Annotated in this window: 17 protein-coding genes; 13 read left to right on the top strand and 4 right to left on the bottom strand. The window is 73.0% G+C overall.

Annotated features, from left to right (window positions below; genetic code table 11):
• Positions 1-43 precede the first annotated feature (43 nt).
• Positions 44-1,060 (bottom strand): hypothetical protein, encoded by a 1,017-nt coding sequence (locus tag MUE36_14200; protein MCU0312082.1) that lies wholly within the window; start codon positions 1,058-1,060, stop codon positions 44-46.
• A 96-nt stretch (positions 1,061-1,156) separates the two neighbouring features.
• Between MUE36_14200 and MUE36_14195 the strand changes: the two genes are divergently transcribed.
• The 8 genes from MUE36_14195 to otsB all read left to right on the top strand — a co-directional run bounded on the left by MUE36_14195 (position 1,157) and on the right by otsB (position 7,914).
• Positions 1,157-1,657, top strand: a complete 501-nt coding sequence (locus MUE36_14195) for an inorganic diphosphatase (GenBank protein MCU0312081.1) — start codon at positions 1,157-1,159, stop codon at positions 1,655-1,657.
• 97 nt (positions 1,658-1,754) lie between these two features.
• The gene (locus MUE36_14190; GenBank protein MCU0312080.1) at positions 1,755-2,390 is read left to right on the top strand and encodes a peroxiredoxin; all 636 of its coding nucleotides are present in this window, start codon (positions 1,755-1,757) and stop codon (positions 2,388-2,390) included.
• Positions 2,391-2,510: 120 nt separating this feature from the next.
• Positions 2,511-3,305 (top strand): ABC transporter ATP-binding protein, encoded by a 795-nt coding sequence (locus tag MUE36_14185; protein ID MCU0312079.1) that lies wholly within the window; start codon positions 2,511-2,513, stop codon positions 3,303-3,305.
• Positions 3,305-5,860, top strand: coding sequence for an FtsX-like permease family protein (locus MUE36_14180; protein MCU0312078.1), 2,556 nt, complete (start codon positions 3,305-3,307; stop codon positions 5,858-5,860). The genes MUE36_14185 and MUE36_14180 overlap by 1 nt, the downstream gene beginning before the upstream one ends.
• A 12-nt stretch (positions 5,861-5,872) precedes the next feature.
• Positions 5,873-6,268, top strand: coding sequence for a TIGR03618 family F420-dependent PPOX class oxidoreductase (locus tag MUE36_14175; GenBank protein ID MCU0312077.1), 396 nt, complete (start codon positions 5,873-5,875; stop codon positions 6,266-6,268).
• Positions 6,269-6,374: 106 nt separating this feature from the next.
• Complete coding sequence (locus tag MUE36_14170) at positions 6,375-6,638, top strand: DUF3263 domain-containing protein (GenBank protein ID MCU0312076.1); 264 nt, start codon at positions 6,375-6,377, stop codon at positions 6,636-6,638.
• Positions 6,635-7,141, top strand: coding sequence for a LytR C-terminal domain-containing protein (locus MUE36_14165; protein ID MCU0312075.1), 507 nt, complete (start codon positions 6,635-6,637; stop codon positions 7,139-7,141). The genes MUE36_14170 and MUE36_14165 overlap by 4 nt, the downstream gene beginning before the upstream one ends.
• Entirely contained in the window at positions 7,138-7,914 is a 777-nt protein-coding gene (gene otsB, locus MUE36_14160; GenBank protein ID MCU0312074.1) for a trehalose-phosphatase, read from the top strand. Before MUE36_14165 ends, otsB begins: the two co-directional genes overlap by 4 nt.
• A 15-nt stretch (positions 7,915-7,929) precedes the next feature.
• Here the strand turns inward: otsB and MUE36_14155 are convergent, their stop codons facing one another.
• The gene (locus tag MUE36_14155) at positions 7,930-9,303 is read right to left on the bottom strand and encodes a trehalose-6-phosphate synthase (GenBank protein MCU0312073.1); all 1,374 of its coding nucleotides are present in this window, start codon (positions 9,301-9,303) and stop codon (positions 7,930-7,932) included.
• A gap of 84 nt (positions 9,304-9,387) precedes the next feature.
• Between MUE36_14155 and MUE36_14150 the strand changes: the two genes are divergently transcribed.
• A complete protein-coding gene (locus MUE36_14150; protein ID MCU0312072.1) occupies positions 9,388-10,407 on the top strand; it encodes a glycerate kinase in 1,020 nt (339 codons plus the stop codon).
• On the opposite strand, the gene MUE36_14145 is transcribed toward MUE36_14150, so the two are convergent.
• Positions 10,380-11,285 (bottom strand): glucosyl-3-phosphoglycerate synthase, encoded by a 906-nt coding sequence (locus MUE36_14145; protein ID MCU0312071.1) that lies wholly within the window; start codon positions 11,283-11,285, stop codon positions 10,380-10,382. The two genes, MUE36_14150 and MUE36_14145, sit on opposite strands and share 28 nt — an antisense overlap.
• A 122-nt stretch (positions 11,286-11,407) precedes the next feature.
• Here MUE36_14145 and MUE36_14140 point away from each other — a divergent pair, with 122 nt between their 5' ends.
• Positions 11,408-11,683 (top strand): MoaD/ThiS family protein, encoded by a 276-nt coding sequence (locus MUE36_14140; GenBank protein MCU0312070.1) that lies wholly within the window; start codon positions 11,408-11,410, stop codon positions 11,681-11,683.
• A 220-nt stretch (positions 11,684-11,903) separates the two neighbouring features.
• Positions 11,904-13,523, top strand: coding sequence for a chaperonin GroEL (gene groL / locus MUE36_14135; protein MCU0312069.1), 1,620 nt, complete (start codon positions 11,904-11,906; stop codon positions 13,521-13,523).
• Between the two features lie 74 nt (positions 13,524-13,597).
• On the opposite strand, the gene MUE36_14130 is transcribed toward groL, so the two are convergent.
• Positions 13,598-14,089, bottom strand: a complete 492-nt coding sequence (locus tag MUE36_14130) for an FABP family protein (GenBank protein MCU0312068.1) — start codon at positions 14,087-14,089, stop codon at positions 13,598-13,600.
• Positions 14,090-14,150: 61 nt separating this feature from the next.
• On the opposite strand from MUE36_14130, the gene MUE36_14125 reads away from it, so the two are divergent.
• Both MUE36_14125 and MUE36_14120 read left to right on the top strand, forming a co-directional pair.
• Positions 14,151-14,966: a formate dehydrogenase accessory sulfurtransferase FdhD gene (locus MUE36_14125; GenBank protein MCU0312067.1), complete on the top strand. Its 816-nt coding sequence runs from the start codon at positions 14,151-14,153 to the stop codon at positions 14,964-14,966.
• A 17-nt stretch (positions 14,967-14,983) separates the two neighbouring features.
• Positions 14,984-17,254, top strand: coding sequence for an FdhF/YdeP family oxidoreductase (locus MUE36_14120; protein ID MCU0312066.1), 2,271 nt, complete (start codon positions 14,984-14,986; stop codon positions 17,252-17,254).
• Positions 17,255-17,332 lie beyond the last annotated feature (78 nt).

Raw genomic sequence — 17,332 nt, 5'->3', positions numbered from 1 at the left:
GGCTAGTGACCCGCCCTCGGCGACCGGGCCCCGCACCCGGTGATCAGGCGAGGGGGCGGCCGAAGGGGACGGTGTCGGTCCAGGTGACGAGGAACCGCTCGGCCAGCTCGCAGGCCCCGAGCAGCGGGCCCGCCGGGTGGTCGGCGACGGCGGCCAACGCGGCGGTGATGGCCTCGGCGCCGGCGTCGCGGGCGCCGTCGAGGGTCGGCTCGGGGCCGTCGACCGGCCAGGCGAAGAGTGCCCCGGCGGTGGTGACGAAGTCGGGCAGCACCGTGACGTCGGCCCGGCGCAGGGCGGCGAGGGCCTTGGCGGTGACGGGGAGCGCGCCGCCGGGCACGACGGCGCGCACCTGCAGCTGGGCGGCGACATCGTGATCGACGACACCGACCTTGGATCCGGGCACGAGGACGTCGGCGGCCACGGCGAGGACGTCGCCGGGAGCCGTGGTGCCGCCGAGCTCACCGACGAACGCCGGACCGTGGGCCCGCCACGCCTCGGCGAGCTCGTCGGCGGCGACGCCCCCCTCACGCACGAGGGTGCCGGTGGGCGTGGACACGGCGACGACGACCGCGCCGCGAGCGGCCAGCGCCTCGACGAGCGCCGGACCGGCCTCGTCGAAGCCCTCGACGGCGACGGTGGCGCCGTCGGGCGCGACGGCGGTGGCGACGGCGGCGGCCACCCCGGCCCCGCGGAGGTCGTGGCGGTGATCCCACCAGAGCGCGGGCCGGGGGTCGACGGCGCGCATGGCGTCGGCCTGCTCGGCGGAGAGGCCCTTGGCCGGCTCGAGGAGCAGCGCCCCTGCGGCGAGCTCGGGGGCGAGCTCCGCCATGAACGCGGTGACCGCGTCGTCGCGGTCCTCGGGTCGGGCGTTCACCGCCGCCGACGCGCCGCCGGCCCGTCGGCCGAACGCCGCGAACTGATAGGTCTGCGATCGGGCCAGCCAGCTCGCCCCGTCGACGAGGACCTTCGGGGCGCTGCGGACGATCCCGGCCGCCGGCACCTCGTCGGGCAGGTCGGTCACGACGAAGGCGTCGGCGGTCTCGAGCTTTCGGGTGGTCACGGCCGTCGAGTCAAACACACGGGCCGGCCGGCGTCCGATCCGCGCGACCCCGCCTCCGGCCGTCCCCCGCCCCGGGTGGGGGTCACAATGGGCACCATGGAAGAGACCATCGAGGTGCTGATCGAGATCCCCCGCGGGAGCCGCAACAAGTACGAGGTCGACCACGAGACCGGTCGCATCCGCCTCGACCGGAGGCTGTTCGCGGCGACGGCCTACCCCACCGAGTACGGCTTCATCCCCGACACGCTGTCCGAGGACGGCGACCCCCTCGACGTGCTCGTCCTGACCGAGGATCCCACGTTCCCGGGGTGCTACATCGTGTGCAAGCCGGTGGGCCTCATGTGGATGGAGGACGAAGCGGGGCCCGACGCGAAGGTGATCTGCGTCGAGCCGAGCGAGCCCCGGTGGAAGGACATCGACGACATCGACGACCTGCCGGCCGAGATCCTCGCCGAGATCAAGCACTTCTTCGACGTCTACAAGATGCTCGAGCCCGGGAAGTTCTCGGTGACGGGGACGTGGGAGGACCGGACCGCGGCGTGGACCGAGATCGAGGCCTCCCGGGCCCGATACCGGTCACAGGGCACCGGGGCCTGACCATCCCGGGGAAACCCGACCCACGGGGTCGACTTTCGGGGTGGTGCTCCCTAGAGTGGCCGGCACGACACCTCACGAGCCACTGGAGGCTTGCACCATGGCCATTCGCCTCGGGGACACCGCCCCGGACTTCACCGCCGACACCACGCAGGGGGAGCTGTCCTTCCACGACTGGAAGGGCGACAGCTGGGCGGTGCTGTTCTCCCACCCCAAGGACTTCACCCCGGTCTGCACCACCGAGCTGGGCACCGTGGCCAAGCTCAAGCCCGAGTTCGACGCCCGCAACGTCAAGCCCATCGGCCTGTCCGTCGACCCGGTCGACTCCCACAGGGCCTGGGAGGGCGACATCGAGGAGACCCAGGGCCAAGCCGTCAACTTCCCGGTGATCGCCGACCCGGAGCGCACGGTGGCCGACCTCTACGACATGATCCACCCGAACGCCAACGACACGCTCACGGTGCGCTCGGTGTTCGTGATCGACCCCGCCAACAAGGTGCGCCTCACCCTCACCTACCCGGCCAGCACCGGCCGCAACTTCGACGAGCTGCTGAGGGTCATCGACTCGCTCCAGCTCACCGACGGCTACAAGGTGGCCACCCCGGCCAACTGGACCGACGGCGACGACGTCATCGTCGCACCGGCGCTCTCCGACGAGGAGGCCACGGAGCGGTTCCCCAAGGGCTTCACGACGCTGAAGCCGTACCTGCGGATGACGCCCCAGCCCGACAAGTGATCCCTCGGGGGGTCCGGGCCCCGGTCGAGGGGGAGGCGCCACCACCGGCGCCTCTCCCGCGCCGCGCCCGGGACCGCAGCGCCTGTCCGGCCGCCGCTGCACTCCCTTAGGCTCTTCGGTGTGACCGCCACCGAGACCGCCCCCCCTGCACCGCCCCCCGCCGGTTCCGACCTGGCCGCCCGCACGGTGCACGCCAGCAAGGTCTACGGCTCGGGCGACACCGAGGTCCGCGCCCTCGACGACATCACCGTCGGGTTCGAGCGGGCCCGGTTCACGGCGATCATGGGGCCCTCCGGGTCGGGCAAGTCCACGCTCATGCACTGCATCGCCGGCCTCGACACCCTCACGGCAGGTCAGGTCTTCATCGGTGACGTCGACCTGAGCGAGCTGAACGAGAAGCAGCTCACCACGCTGCGCCGCGACACCATCGGCTTCGTCTTCCAGGCCTTCAACCTGGTCCCGACGCTCACGGCGGCCGAGAACATCACCCTCCCGCTCGACCTCGCCGGCCGCAAGGTCGACCAGTCCTGGTACGACACCGTCATCGGCGCGGTGAACCTGGGTGACCGGGTCGGGCACCGCCCGAGCGAGCTGTCGGGCGGCCAGCAACAGCGCGTCGCCGTGGCCCGGGCGCTCGCCAGCAAGCCCCAGATCATCTTCGCCGACGAGCCCACCGGGAACCTCGACTCGAAGAGCGGCACCGAGATCCTCGAGTTCATGCGCACGGCGGTCGACGAGTTCCGCCAGTCGATCGTGATGGTCACCCACGACCCGGTGGCGGCCTCGCACGCCGACCGGGTGGTGTTCCTCGCCGACGGCAAGGTCGTCGACGACCTCGAAGGCCCGACGACCGACATCGTGCTGGCCCACATGCGCAGCCTCGGGGAGGACCTCTCCACCGACCAGTCGGCCTGATGCTCAAGCTCACCCTCCGCGGCCTCGCCGCGCACAAGGTGCGGCTGATCGCGACCGCCGTCGCCGTCTTCCTCGGCGTCGCCTTCATGTGCGGCACCCAGGTCCTCACCGGGAGCGTCAGCGCCAGCTTCGACAAGGTCTTCGCCGACGTCTACGCCCAGATCGACACCGTCGCCCGGTCGACGACCCAGGTCGAGACGCCCTTCGGCGACGAGCGGGCCAAGATCGACGGATCGCTCGTCCCGCTGGTCGCGGCCGTCCCCGGCGCGGCCGCCGCCGAGGGCCAGGTCATCGGCCAGATCCGGGTGCTCGACAAGACCGGTGAGCCGCTCGCCCCCAGCACCGGGGCCCCGAACTTCGGGCTCAACTGGCTCACCTCTCCGGCCCTGAACGGCTGGACCGTGGACGGCGCCCCGCCCACCGGCCCCGGCGAGATCGTGCTCGACGCGAAGTCCGCCGGCGACGGCGGGTTCGCCCTCGGCGACCGCGTGGACGTCGCCGACCAGCAGGGCATCCGCTCCTTCGAGCTGGTCGGCATCGCGAAGTTCGGTGAGCTCGAGACCTGGGGCGGCGCCCAGGCGGCGCTGTTCGAGACAGCCACCCTCCAGGAGCTGCTCCAGGAGCCGGGCCGGTTCGACTGGATCTCGGTGGCCGGTGAGGAGGGCGTCTCCCAGTCCGAGCTCACCGAGCGGGTGGCCGAGGTGCTGCCCGCCGACACCGAGGCGATCACCGGCGACGAGTTCACCGAGGAGAGCCAGACCGCCTTCCAACAGCTGATCTCGATCTTCAACACGTTCCTGTTGACCTTCGCCCTCATCGCCCTGTTCGTCGGGTCGTTCATCATCTACAACACCTTCTCGATCATCGTCGCCCAGCGCACCAAGGAGCTGGCCCTCCTGCGGGCCATCGGCGCCAGCCGCCGCCAGGTGCTGTCGTCGGTGATGCTCGAGGCGCTGGCGGTGGGCCTCGTCGCCTCGGCCATCGGCGTGGGCCTCGGCATCCTGCTCGCCATCGGGCTCAACGCCCTGCTGCGCAACGTGGGCTTCGCGGCCCCCGACACGCCGCTCATCGTGCCGCCGTCGGCGGTGATCTCGTCGATGCTCGTCGGGACGCTCATCACCCTGGTCTCGGCGGTGTTCCCGGCCCGCAAGGCGGCGTCGGTGGCGCCCGTCGCAGCGATGCGCGACGTGGCCGTCGACACCAGCTCGCGGTCGCGGATCCGTCTGGCCCTCGGCCTGGTGATCGTGGCGCTCGGTGCCGGTCTCCTCTACCTCGGCCTCTTCGGGGGCGGCGACAACTCGCTGCAGCTCATCGGGGCGGGAGCGGCGGCGGTGTTCGTCGGGTTCGCGGTGCTCGGGCCCGTCACCGCTCCCCGGCTGTCCCGGGTGCTCGGCGCGCCGCTCCCCGTCCTGAGGGGGGTGACCGGACGACTGGCCCAGGAGAACGCCATCCGCAACCCCCGGCGCACGGCCAGCACCGCGTCGGCGCTCATGATCGGCGTCGGGCTCGTCGTCTTCATCGCCGTCACCGCCGACTCGCTGAAAGCGTCGACCACCGACGCCATCGACGACTCGGTGCAGGGCCAGTACGTGGTCAACACCTCCGGTTTCGGCCCCACGGCGCTGCCGCCGTCGCTGGCCGAGGAGCTGCGCGCCCTGCCGGAGGTCGAGACCGCGGCGAGCGTCCGGGGCGGCTTCGCCACGGTCGACGGGAACGCCCAGATCGTGCTGGCCGTCGAACCCGCCGACCTCACCCAGGTGATCGAGTTCAGCGACGTCGAGGGGAGCTTCGCCGCCCTCGGCGGCAACGGCGTCGCCATCAGCGAGCAACAGGCCACCGACGACGGGCTCGCCCTCGGCGACACCCTGCCGGCCACCTTTCTCCAGGGTGGCGAGACGACGCTCGAGGTCCAGTCGATCTACCGAACCCAGTTCCCGCTGCAGGGAGCGGGGTGGATCATCGACCAGGAGCTGTACGCCCGCTACTTCCCTCCCCAGCAACAGACCGACCAGGCGGTCTACGTCAAGCTCGTCGACACGAGCCCCGAGGGCATCGCCGAGGCCCGGCCCGCCCTCGACGCGGTCGTCGCCCCGTTCCCCGGCGCCGAGCTCCAGGACCTCACCGAGTTCAAGCAGAGCCAGACCGACCAGGCCAACCAGTTCCTCGTCATCGTGTACGTCCTGTTGGCGCTGGCCCTCGTCATCGCCATCGTCGGGGTGATCAACACCCTGCTGCTCTCGGTGTACGAGCGCACCCGCGAGCTCGGGTTGCTGCGGGCCGTGGGCATGAGCCGCGGACAGGTGCGCTCCAGCGTCCGCTGGGAGTCGGTGATCATCGCCCTGATCGGCACCCTGACCGGGCTGCTCATCGGCCTCGTGTTCGGGTGGGCGCTCGTCCAGGCCCTCGAGGACGAGGGCATCACGGTGTTCAGCATCCCCGTCGGCCAGCTGGTGATCATGGTGTTCCTGGCCGCCCTGGCCGGGGTCGGTGCCGCCCTGTACCCCGCGTTCCGGGCCGCCCGCCTGAACGTCCTGACCGCCATCGCCACCGAGTAGCCGGGAGCACCAATGGCCCTCGATCCCGCCCACCTCCCCGACGCCGTCACCGAGTTCCTCCGCGAGCGCCACCTCGCCACGCTCACCACGCTGCGCCCCGACGGCACCCCCCACGTGGTGGCCGTCGGCTTCACCTGGGACGCGGAAGCGGCGGTGGCCCGGGTCATCACGTGGGCGGGCAGCCGCAAAGCGCGCAACGTCGCGGAGCGCTGGGCCGGTCCGGCCGCGGTGTGCCAGGTCGACGGGGGCCGGTGGCTCACCCTCGAGGGTTCGGCCACGGTGACGGGGGAACCGGGGCCGGTGGCCGACGCCGTGCGCCGCTACACCGAGCGGTACCGACCCCCGAAGGACCGCAGCGACCGGGTGGTCATCGAGATCCAGGTGGCCAGCGTGATGGGGCGGGCATGATCCCCGCGACGCCCGGGTGCCCCTCGGCCGGCCCGCGACGGCCCCCGCGACGCCCGGCCGGACGCGGGTCCTTGTAATCGGGGTGCGCGGCGGCGAAGCTCGACGGATGGAACTCACCGACCGGGATCGGGCGATCCTCGACTTCGAGCGCTCGTGGTGGCACGAGACCGGCCCCAAGGAGATCCAGGTCCAGGAGCGCTTCGAGCTGTCCGCGACCCGCTACTACGAGATCCTGGGCGAGCTGCTCGACAGCCCCGAGGCCTACGCCTACGACCCGCTCGGCGTGCGCCGCCTGCGCCGCCTCCGCGACCGCCGTCGGCGGGTGCGCCAGGAGTCGTCGAGCGAGAGCACGGAGCAGCAGGGGCCGTGAGCGAGGCCTCGGGCCGCACCGCCTCCGGGCCGGCTCGCGACAACCTCGTCGGCGCCCTCCTCATCGGCGCAGCCATCGTGATCGGCCTGGTCCTGCTGGTCAGGGGCTACGACCAGGAAGGGGCCCTCGTCACCACCGATGCGTCGACCGAGACGACGGCCACGACCGCGGCGCCGCCCACCACCGTCGAGCCGGTCGCCCGTCCCCCCGCCGAGGTGCCGGTGATCGTCGCCAACGGGGCCGGGGTGGCGGGCGCCGCCGGGAACCTCAAGACCACCCTCGAGAGCTCGGGCTACACCACCGTCGGCACGTCCGACGCCTCCCCGGTCACGACGACGCTCGTCTACTACGCCGAGGGCTGGCAGCCCGAGGCGAAGGCGCTGGCCACCCTGATCGGCACCGACCCGGCCGCCGTCCGGGTGCTGCCCACCGAGCCGCCGGTCGAGATGGGCGACGCCACCGTGCTGGTGGTCCTGGGGCCCGACAAGGCCACCGCGGGTTGACCCCCGCGCCGGACGACGACCCGTTCGGCCCGCTCCTGGCCGATCCGGGCGGGGCCGGGCTGTTCACCGACTTCGACGGGACGCTGGCGCCGATCGTCGACGACCCCGACACGTCCCGACCGCTGCCGGGGGCCCCCGCGGTGCTCGAGGGACTGGCCGGCCGCCTCGCCCGGGTGGGGGTCGTCTCGGGCCGGCCCGTCGACGTCCTCGAACGGTTCTTCGCACCGGCCATCGCCCTGTCGGGCCTCTACGGCCTGCAGCGGTCGATCGGCGGCCGGCGTCTCGACCACCCCGAGGCCGCGGCCTGGGGGCCGGTCGTCGACGACGCCGTCGAGCGGGCCCGCACCGCCGGCCCGGAGGGAGTGCGCGTCGAGCACAAGGGGCTCTCGGTCACGTTGCACTACCGCGAGCGGCCCGACCTGGCCGTCGCAGCGGAGGAGTGGGCCGCCGCCGAGTCGAGCCGGACGGGGTTGGGCGTCCACCGGGCCCGCATGTCCGTCGAGCTGCATCCGCCGATCGACGCCGACAAGGGCACGGCGATGCTGACGATGGCCGAGGGCCTCCGGGTGGTGGCCTTCGTCGGCGACGACGTCGGCGACCTCCCGGCGTTCGCAGCGCTCGACGATCTGGCCACCCGCGGCGTGCGCGGCGTGAAGGTGGCCGTGCACTCCGCCGAGCAGGACCCCCGTCTGGCCGACGCCGCCGACGCCGTCGTCGACGGACCGGAGGCGGTGCTCGGCCTCTTCGCCTCGTTGCTCGATCGCCTGGGCTGACCAGGCTGAGCGGCCTCAGCCGGCGGCGGCGAGCTGCTCGGCGAGCCAGTCGGCCGGGCTGCGTCGGGTGGCGACGGCACGGAGCCGTGCCGCCTCGTCGGCCCGCTCGGACCGGCCGAGCGCCAGCGCCTCGGCCATCGCGTCGGCCGTCCCGGCGACGTCGTAGGGGTGCACCGCCCTCGCCACGCCGCTCATCTGGTCCCAGCTCCCGGCCTCGGGGCTGAGCAGCAGCACGGCGTCGCGCTCGTTGACCATGGGACCTTCCATGGCGACGAGGTTCAGCCCGTCGCGGATCGGGTTCACCACGATCACGTCCGCCCTCCGCAGCGCCGCCACAGAGCGGGGGAAGGCGTCGGAGGGGTCGAACAGGACGGGGGTCCACCCGGGGGTGGCCCAGCGCTCGTTGATGCGGCGCACCATCGTCTCCACCTCCTGGCGGTAGGCGAGGTACTCGGGCAGGCCCTCCCGCGACGGGTAGCAGAAGGCACCGAAGACGACCCGCTCCCGCCACTGCGGGTGGCGCTCGAGCAGGTCGTCGTAGGCCGCGAAGCCGCGGAGCAGGTTCTTCGACAGCTCGATGCGGTCGACCCGGACGAGGAACGACCGGTCGCCGACCACCGCCTCGAGGTCGGCCAGCTCGGCGGCGCTCGCCTCGGAGGCCGCCGCGGCGGCCATGTCGTCGGGGTCGGGAGCCAGCGGGGCGACGAAGGTGGCGGGCGCGCGGCCCAGCTGCTCGGCGCAGCACGCCGCGAACGCGTCCGCCCAGCGGCCGCTGTGGAACCCGCAGGCGTCGGCGGCGGCCATGCCGGCCAGGAGCTCGGCGCCGAACGCCGGGGGGAGCACCCGCCACTGGTCGGGGCCGGCGAAGGGCGTGTGGCTGAAGTGGACGGTGTGCAGGTCCGGCCGGGTGGCCCGCAGCAGCGCGGGGACGAGGGCGAGGTGGTAGTCTTGGATCAGCACGGCCGCGCCCTCGGGCGCCTCCTCGGCGACGACATCGGCGAAGGCCTGGTTGACGTCGCGGTAGGCCTGCCACGCCTCGTGGAACCGGGTGTCGAACCGAGGCCGGCGAGCGAGCTCGAAGAGGCCGTGGTGGACGAACCACAGGGTGGCGTTGCACACGACGTCGTAGGCCATCCGGTAGGTGGAGGCGTCGATGGCGAGGGTTCGGACGCGGAACCCCTCGGCCTCGATCACCCCCTGTTCGGCGGCGACCCGATCGCCGTCGCTGATGGCCGCCGCGATCCAGGTGGCGTCGGTGCCCCGCACCAGCGGCCCCACTCCCGACACCAGCCCCCCCGCGCCGCGCCGGGCCGACAGCTCGCCGTCGTCGCCCACCGCGAACGAGAGGGGGCCTCGGTTCGACACGATCACCACGGGACGCTCGGCCATGGCTCCTGTCTACCCCGACCGGCCGAACGCCCCCACCGCCGACCGGTCGGGGTGGTGCGGGCCGTCGGCGACCATCATGGGGTGATGCGCGTGCTGGTGGCACCGGACAAGTTCCGCGGGACGGCCACCGCGCGCGCCATGGCCGACGCCGTCACCGCGGCCCTCGTGGCGGCGGGCCACGACGCCGAGGCCCTCCCGTTGGCCGACGGTGGCGAGGGCTTCCTCGACGCCCTCGGTGGGGCGAACCGCACGACCGTCGTCCGGGGGCCGGACGGCACGCCGGTCGAGGCGCCGTGGCGGTTGCACCGTCGCCTGGCGGTCATCGAGATGGCGACGGCGTCGGGGCTCGACGTGGCGGGCGGTGCCGAGGGGAACCAGCCCGTCGACGCCACCACCTTCGGCACGGGGGAGCTGATCGCCGTGGCGGTCGAGTCGGGGGCGACGCGCGTCCTGGTGGGGGTGGGCGGATCGGCCACGACCGACGGCGGCTTCGGGGCCCTCCAGGCGCTGCACCCCCCGCAACGGCTGAAGGGTGTCGACCTGGTGGTCGGGTGCGACGTGACGACGGGGTTCGTCGACGCCGCGGCGGTGTTCGGCCCCCAGAAGGGGGCGAGCCCGGCCCAGGTCAAGCTGCTCACACGCCGGCTCGAGCGGCTCGCCCAGGTGTACCGGGAGGAGTCGGGCGTCGACGTGACGGCCCTCCCCGGGGCGGGTGCGGCCGGCGGCCTGGCCGGCGGGTTGGCCACGGTGGGGGCCGAGCTGGCCTCCGGGTTCGACGTGGTGGCCGAGGAGCTCGATCTCGACGAGCACCTCGAGGGCGTCGACCTGGTGGTCACCGGGGAGGGCTTCCTCGACGACGAGTCCTTCGCCGGCAAGGTCGTCGGCGGGGTGGCCGAGGCGGCCGCCGAGCGGGGGGTGCCGGTGCTGGCCATCGTGGGAGAGATCGTCGACCCGGCGCCACCGCTGCCCGAGAACCTCACGATCGTGTCGCTCACCGAGCGCTTCGGCTCCGAGCGCTCCCACGCCGACCCGTGCGGCGCCGCCGCCGAGGTGGCGGTCGCCCACTGTGCCCTCGCTCAGGGCCGGATGGGGCGTGAGGCGTAGTCGGGCACCGTGGCGAGCGGCGGCCGCTCCCGGTAGACGATCTCGACGGCCTCGAGCTCGGGAGGGGCGAGCAGGGCGCGGTCGGGGGCGAGCCCCGGGGCGGCGCGGCGCAGCGCCGCCTGGAGGACCTGCGCGGCCATCGGCGACAGCTCGTGCAGCGGACGGTTCCGGTGCACGCGCTGGCCGAGGTCGACCTGGGCGAGCCGGTCGACGCCGAACCGGGCGGCGATGTCGATCAACAGCGCGATGTCGACGCCGTACCCCTCGACGAACGGGACCTGCTCGAGCACCTCGCGTCGGCCGCCGTACTCGCCCGACAGCGGCTGCACCACCCCGGCCAGCTCCGGGAACAGCAACGTGAGGACCGGCCGGGCGACGAGCTCGGTCACGCGGCCGCCGCCGCGCACGTGACCGTCGACGGGCCGCTCGTAGAAGCCCTTCACGAAGGCGAGCTGCGGATCGGTGAGCAGCGGCCCGAGCAGGCCGGTCACGAAGCGGGGGTCGAAGTCCTGGACGTCGGCGTCGCACCACACGACGAGGTCGCCCTGCGACGCGTAGAGGGACTTCCAGAGGGCCTCGCCCTTCCCGTGCCCGGTCCCGTGCCCGGGGAGGATGTCGGCGGCGTCCACCACGCGGGCGCCGGCGAGAGTGGCCTCGGTGGCGGTGCGGTCGCTCGAGTGGTCGTCGACGACCACGATCTCGTCGACGAGCCCGACACGGTCGACGAGCTCGGCCCGGATCGTGTCGACGATGGCGCCGACCGTCGTCTCCTCGTTGCGAGCCGGGATGCACACCGAGACAGTGGTGGTGCCCTTGGCCGCCACGAGGTCGGCCGCCGGGAACTCCGAGGCGGCGTGGGTGCGCAGACCGGGGGACACGGGGACATGATCCCACGGCCGATACCATCAGCCCCTCTCCGCCGGGACGACCCGGCGCCGGCCGTCCCGGCGCCGCCGACCGACCGACCGACCGACCGTACGACAGACTGCAAGGATCTCCCATGAGCGTGACCGTTCGCGTGCCCCCCGTGTTCCGCACCATGACCGGCGGCCAGTCCCAGGTCGCCGTCGAGGGCGCCACGGTCGCCGAGGTGTTGACCAACCTCGACACGGCCCACCCGGGGTTCTCGGCCAAGCTGCTCGACGACGAGGGCGCCCTGGTGCGCTACGTCAACGTCTTCGTCGACGACGACGACGTCCGGTTCCTCGACGGCCTCGCCACCCCGGTCCCCGACGGGGTGACCGTCTCGATCATGCAGGCCGTGGCCGGCGGCTGAGCTCCCGGCGGCGCGGAGCGCCGCTGGTGCGAGGCGGGCCGCTGGCGCTTCCCCCGCCTCGCCCGGCCCGACCCCACCCCAGGCCCACGCACCGCCGGCGGCGCGGAGCGCCGCTGGTGCGAGGCGGGCCGGCCCCGGGTTGCGATCCGGGCGCCGCGGTGGTTTGCTGTTAGCAGTCTCCGACCGAGAGTGCTAACACCCCACGGAGGGAACCACCCCAATGGCAAAGACCATCCAGTTCGACGAAGAAGCACGACGGGCGCTCGAGCGCGGCATGAACAAGCTCGCCGACGCCGTCCGCGTCACCCTCGGCCCGAAGGGCCGCAACGTGGTGCTCGACAAGAAGTGGGGCGCCCCCACGATCACCAACGACGGTGTCTCGATCGCCAAGGAGATCGACCTCGAGGACCCGCTCGAGAGGATCGGCGCCGAGCTCGTCAAGGAGGTCGCCAAGAAGACCGACGACGTCGCCGGTGACGGCACCACCACCGCCACGGTGCTGGCGTGGTCGATGGTCCGCGAGGGCCTGCGCAACGTGGCCGCCGGCGCCAACCCGATGTCGGTCAAGAAGGGCATCGAGGCCGGCGTGGCCGCCGCCGTCGAGGGCATCAAGGCCGTGTCGGCCGACGTGGAGGACAAGAGCCAGATCGCCCAGGTGGCCGGCATCTCCGCCGCCGACCCGGAGATCGGCACGATGATCGCCGAGGCCATCGACAAGGTGGGCAAGGACGGCGTCATCACCGTCGAGGAGTCGAACACCTTCGGCATGGAGATGGACCTCGTCGAGGGCATGCGCTTCGACAAGGGCTACATCTCCCCGTACTTCGTCACCGACACCGACCGGATGGAAGCGGTCCTCGAGGACCCCTACATCCTCCTGGTCGGCTCGAAGATCACCGCCGTGCGCGACATGGTGCCGGTGCTCGAGAAGGTCATGCAGGCCGGCAAGCCGCTGGTGATCATCGCCGAGGACGTCGAGGGCGAGGCCCTGGCCACCCTCGTGGTCAACAAGATCCGCGGCACCTTCAACTCGGTGGCCATCAAGGCCCCCGGCTTCGGCGACCGCCGCAAGGCGATGCTCCAGGACATGGCCATCCTCACCGGCGGCCAGGTCATCACCGAGGAGGTCGGGCTCAAGATCGAGAACGCCACCATCGACCTGCTCGGCCAGGCCCGCAAGATCGTCGTCACCAAGGACGAGACCACGATCGTCGAGGGCAGCGGCGAGGAGTCCGACATCGAGGGCCGCATCGCCCAGATCAAGGCCGAGATCGACAACACCGACTCCGACTACGACCGCGAGAAGCTCCAGGAGCGCCTCGCCAAGCTGTCCGGCGGGGTCGCCGTGCTCAAGGTCGGCGCCGCCACCGAGGTGGAGCTGAAGGAGAAGAAGCACCGCATCGAGGACGCCGTGTCCACGACCAAGGCGGCCATCGAGGAGGGCGTGGTCGCCGGCGGCGGCGTCACCCTGCTGCGGGCCCAGGCCAAGGTGCTCGATCTCGTGAAGGACCTGCCCCACGACGAGGCGACCGGTGCCCGCATCGTGGCCCACGCCCTCGAGGAGCCGATCAAGCAGATCGCCACCAACGCCGGCATGGAGGGTGGCGTGGTCGTCGAGCGGGTCCGTCACCTCGAGACGCCCAGCGAGGGCCTCAACGCCGCCACCGGCGAGTACGAGGACCTGGTGAAGGCGGGCATCATCGACGCCGCCAAGGTGACGCGCTCGGCGCTGCAGAACGCCGCGTCGATCGCCGCGCTGTTCCTCACCACCGAGGCCGTCATCGCCGACAAGCCCGAGCCGGCCGGCGCCGGGATGCCCGGAGGCATGGAGGACTTCTGATCCGACCGGGCCCGGCCCGGAGGCAGAGCCGAGAGCGAGGGCGTCCCCAGGGGCGCCCTCGCTCGCGTCCCGGCTCAGGTGGGGTCGACGCGCCGCAGTCGCGAGAGGAGGTGGTGGGTGAGCTCCACCCCGACGGCCGCCATCGCCAGGCGGACGACGAGCCCGTCACCGTCGACCGCCAGCTCGCGCTCGACGGCGGTCACCGACTTCGCGGTCGGGGTGAGCCCGACCACGTGGGACCGCAGCGCCACCACCCCGTCGGCGACCGTGCCGAGCAGCACCTCGGTCACACCGGTCGGTTGGGCGACGACCATCTCCACCCCTGCCCCGGCGGGCTCGCCGGCGACGCGCAGATAGCCCGTCTCGGCGTGCATCGGGGCTCGCGTCGCCGGGTCCCAGGTGCGCTGGGCGTACGACAGGAACGGCTTGCCGACGTGGGAGAAGGTCAGCCGCTCCACGTAGGCGAAGCTGTCGATCGTCGGGTAGCTGCCCTCGCCGGGCCCCTCCCAGGTCCCGAGGAGGTGCGTCAGGGGCTCCAACGACGGGTGGATCTCCGGGCCGGTCATCCCTGCACGCTAGGACCGACACCCCGTCGCCGCCGCGTGGGGCAGTCGCTACCGTGAGCGGATGCCCCGGGGCCGCAGCGAGACCACGATGAGCCGGCGCTTCGACGGGGTCGGCCTCCGGCGGGCGCCCGACGAGGTGATCGTCGAGGAGCCCCTCGCCGTGCACCTCGACGACACCCTCGTGGCCACCACCATGCGCACCCCCGGCCACGACTTCGAGCTGGCCGTCGGGTTCTGCTTCACCGAGGGGCTGCTCGGCGGCGCGCCGGTGATCACCTGCCGGTACTGCGGCACCGGGTCGGCGGTCGACACCGAGTTCAACGTAGTCTCGGTCGACACCGGGGGTCGTGCCCCGGCACCCACCCCTCGGCTGGGCCCGGCCACCTCGTCGTGCGGGCTGTGCGGCTCCACCTCGATCGACGAGCTGGCCGACCGCCTCACCCGCCTGCCCGCCGCCGCGAGCCCGTCTCTCGCGGTGCTGGCCGCCGCCCCGGACTCGCTGCGCGCCGCCCAGGGGCTCTTCGAGACCACCGGGGCGGTGCACGCCGCCGGCGCCTTCGCGGCCGACGGCACGATGCTGGTCGTCCGCGAGGACATCGGTCGCCACAACGCCGTCGACAAGGTCGTGGGTCGGATGCTGCTCGACGGTGCCCTTCCGGCCACCGGACTCGGCCTGGCCGTCAGCGGGAGGGCGTCGTTCGAGCTGGTGCAGAAGGCGTGGGCGGCGGGCTTCGCGGCGATGGTGGCGGTCAGCGGGCCGTCCGCCCTCGCCGTCGACACCGCCCGGCGGGCCGGGCTGGTACTGATGGGCTTCGCGCGCGACGGCGGTGGCAACCTCTACGCACCCGTCGACGGCGACCTGCCGCCCTCGGCCTGAGACGACCCGGAGCGTCCGTGCCCGACCGAACCGATCCGTTGCCCCGCTCGCGTCGCGTCGTCGCCCGCCTCGCCGACCGCCTGCCGGTCAACCCCGAGCTGTGGGTGAGCGCCCGTCCCAACGGCATCGGCCTGCAGAAGCCCAACCACTTCGGCGACATGGCGAAGATCGCCTGGGACAACCGGGGCAACCCCACCTACGCGTGGAAGGTGCTCACCCAGGGCGTGTGCGACGGGTGCGCCCTGGGCGTCGCCGGTCTGCACGACTGGACGATCGACGGCATCCACCTGTGCACCACCCGGTTGCGGTTGCTCGAGGTCAACGGCGCGCCCGCGCTCGACCCCGCGGTGCTGGCCGACGCCGAGACGCTGCGCTCCCGCAGCGGGGCGGAGCTGCGCGACCTGGGGCGGCTGGGCCACCCGATGCGCCGCCGCCGGGGTGAGCCGGGCTTCCGCCGGATCACCTGGGACGAGGCACTCGACGCGCTCGCCGACGGTCTGCGGGCGGCGGGCCCGGACCGCAGCGCCGTCTTCCTGACCAGTCGGGGCATCACGAACGAGACCTACTACGTCGCCGGGAAGGCGGCGCGTGCGCTGGGGATCGCCAACGTCGACTCTGCGGCCCGGGTGTGCCACGCCCCGTCCACCACTGCGCTGAAGGCCACCATCGGCGTGGCCGCGTCGACCTGCTCGCTCCAGGACGTGATCGAGAGCGACCTCGTCGTCATCTGGGGCGCCAACCCGGCCAACAACCAGCCGGTGTTCATGAAGTACCTGTTCCTGGCCCGCAAGCGGGGCTGCAAGGTGGTGGTGGTCAACCCGTACCTCGAGCCCGGCCTCGAGCGGTACTGGGTGCCGTCCAACGCCGAGTCGGCGATCTTCGGCACCAAGATGTGTGACCTGCACGTGCCGGTGCGCCCCGGCGGCGACATCGCCTTCGCCAACGCCGCGCTCAAGCTGCTGATCGAACGCGACGCCGTCGACCGGGCCTTCGTCGACGCCCACACCGAGGGATGGGACGAGCTGGTGGCCGCACTCGAGCAGCAGCCCCTCGACGGGCTGCTCGCCGAGGCGGGGCTCACCCGGGCGCAGGTCGAGGCCTTCGTCGACCTCTACGCCGCCGCCGATGCCGCCGTCCTGCTCTGGTCGATGGGGATCACCCAGCACCGGGAAGCCCAGCACGGCGTGGAGGCCATCGTGAACCTGGGACTCGCCCGGGGCAACGTCGGTCGCGACGGCGCGGGGCTCATGCCCATCCGCGGCCACTCCGGGGTACAGGGCGGCGCCGAGATGGGCGCGTACGCCACCGCCCTCCCAGGGGGCATCACCCCCACCGGGGAGTCGGCGGCGGCCCTGGCCGAGGTGTGGGGGTTCCCGGTGCCCGCCCACCCGGGCCTGACCGCCGCGGAGATGCCCGAGGCCGCCGAGCGGGGCGAGCTCGATGTGCTCTGGATGTCGGGTGGGAACTTCCTCGACGTACTACCTGATCCGCAACGGGTCGAGGCGGCGCTGGCCTCGGTGCCACTGCGGGTGCACCAGGACATCGTGGTCAGCTCCCAGATGCTCGTCCCCGGCGACGACGTGATCCTCCTGCCGGTGGCCACCCGCTACGAGCAGGAGGGCGGGGGCACCGAGACCACCACCGAGCGGCGCATCGCCTTCTCACCGGAGATCCCCCGCCAGGTGGGCCTGGCCCGCAGCGAGTGGCGCCTGTTCGCCGACGTGACCGCCAGGGTCGACCCCACGCTCCGCCCGTTCTTCGACTGGCCGGACAACCGGGCGCTGCGGGCCGAGATCGCCGAGGTGGTGCCCGCCTACGCGGGCATCGAGACGCTGGCCGCGACCGGTGACGCCGTCCAGTGGGGCGGCCGCCACCTCTGCGCCGACGGCGAGTTCCCCACCCCCACGGGTCGGGGCCGGTTCACGCCGCTGTCCCCGCCGCGCCACGACCTCGGGCCGGGCGAGTTCACCGTGGCCACCCGCCGCGGCAAGCAGTTCAACTCGATGGTGTTCGGCGCCGTCGACCCGCTCACCGGGGCCGGACGCGACGCGGTCTACATCGACGAGGCCGACGCCGCCGTCCTCGGCCTGGTCGAGGGCGACCAGGTGGTGCTGCGGTCGGCCACCGGGGAGTTCGCGGGGCGCCTGCGGTTCGCCCGGCTGCCCGCCCGGTCGTTGCAGGTGCACTGGCCGGAGGGCAACGTGCTCATCGCCGCCGGCGCCGAGCACCGCGACGCGGGGTCGCAGGTGCCCGACTACAACGCCGTGGTCACCCTCGAGCCGTCCTGACCCGGCCGGTTGTCAGCCCGTGAAGCGGGGGGACGACAGCCACGAGAAGGCCTGGCCTGCGACAGGGGCCGCGACCCG

This window comes from Acidimicrobiales bacterium, from assembly GCA_025455885.1.
GTDB lineage: Bacteria > Actinomycetota > Acidimicrobiia > Acidimicrobiales > Acidimicrobilacustridaceae > Rhabdothermincola_A.
The sequence above is the reverse complement of the archived record's forward strand: the minus strand, read 5'-3'. Positions and strand labels throughout refer to the sequence as shown.

Coding starts and splice junctions, on each gene's coding strand:
- MUE36_14190 (MCU0312080.1), top strand. CDS start 1,755: ATGGCCATTCGCCTCGGGGACACCGCCCCGGACTTCACCGCCGACACC.
- MUE36_14180 (MCU0312078.1), top strand. CDS start 3,305: ATGCTCAAGCTCACCCTCCGCGGCCTCGCCGCGCACAAGGTGCGGCTG.
- groL (MCU0312069.1), top strand. CDS start 11,904: ATGGCAAAGACCATCCAGTTCGACGAAGAAGCACGACGGGCGCTCGAG.
- MUE36_14150 (MCU0312072.1), top strand. CDS start 9,388: ATGCGCGTGCTGGTGGCACCGGACAAGTTCCGCGGGACGGCCACCGCG.
- MUE36_14130 (MCU0312068.1), bottom strand. CDS start 14,089: ATGACCGGCCCGGAGATCCACCCGTCGTTGGAGCCCCTGACGCACCTC.
- MUE36_14195 (MCU0312081.1), top strand. CDS start 1,157: ATGGAAGAGACCATCGAGGTGCTGATCGAGATCCCCCGCGGGAGCCGC.
- MUE36_14170 (MCU0312076.1), top strand. CDS start 6,375: ATGGAACTCACCGACCGGGATCGGGCGATCCTCGACTTCGAGCGCTCG.
- MUE36_14125 (MCU0312067.1), top strand. CDS start 14,151: ATGCCCCGGGGCCGCAGCGAGACCACGATGAGCCGGCGCTTCGACGGG.
- MUE36_14175 (MCU0312077.1), top strand. CDS start 5,873: ATGGCCCTCGATCCCGCCCACCTCCCCGACGCCGTCACCGAGTTCCTC.
- MUE36_14155 (MCU0312073.1), bottom strand. CDS start 9,303: ATGGCCGAGCGTCCCGTGGTGATCGTGTCGAACCGAGGCCCCCTCTCG.
- MUE36_14140 (MCU0312070.1), top strand. CDS start 11,408: ATGAGCGTGACCGTTCGCGTGCCCCCCGTGTTCCGCACCATGACCGGC.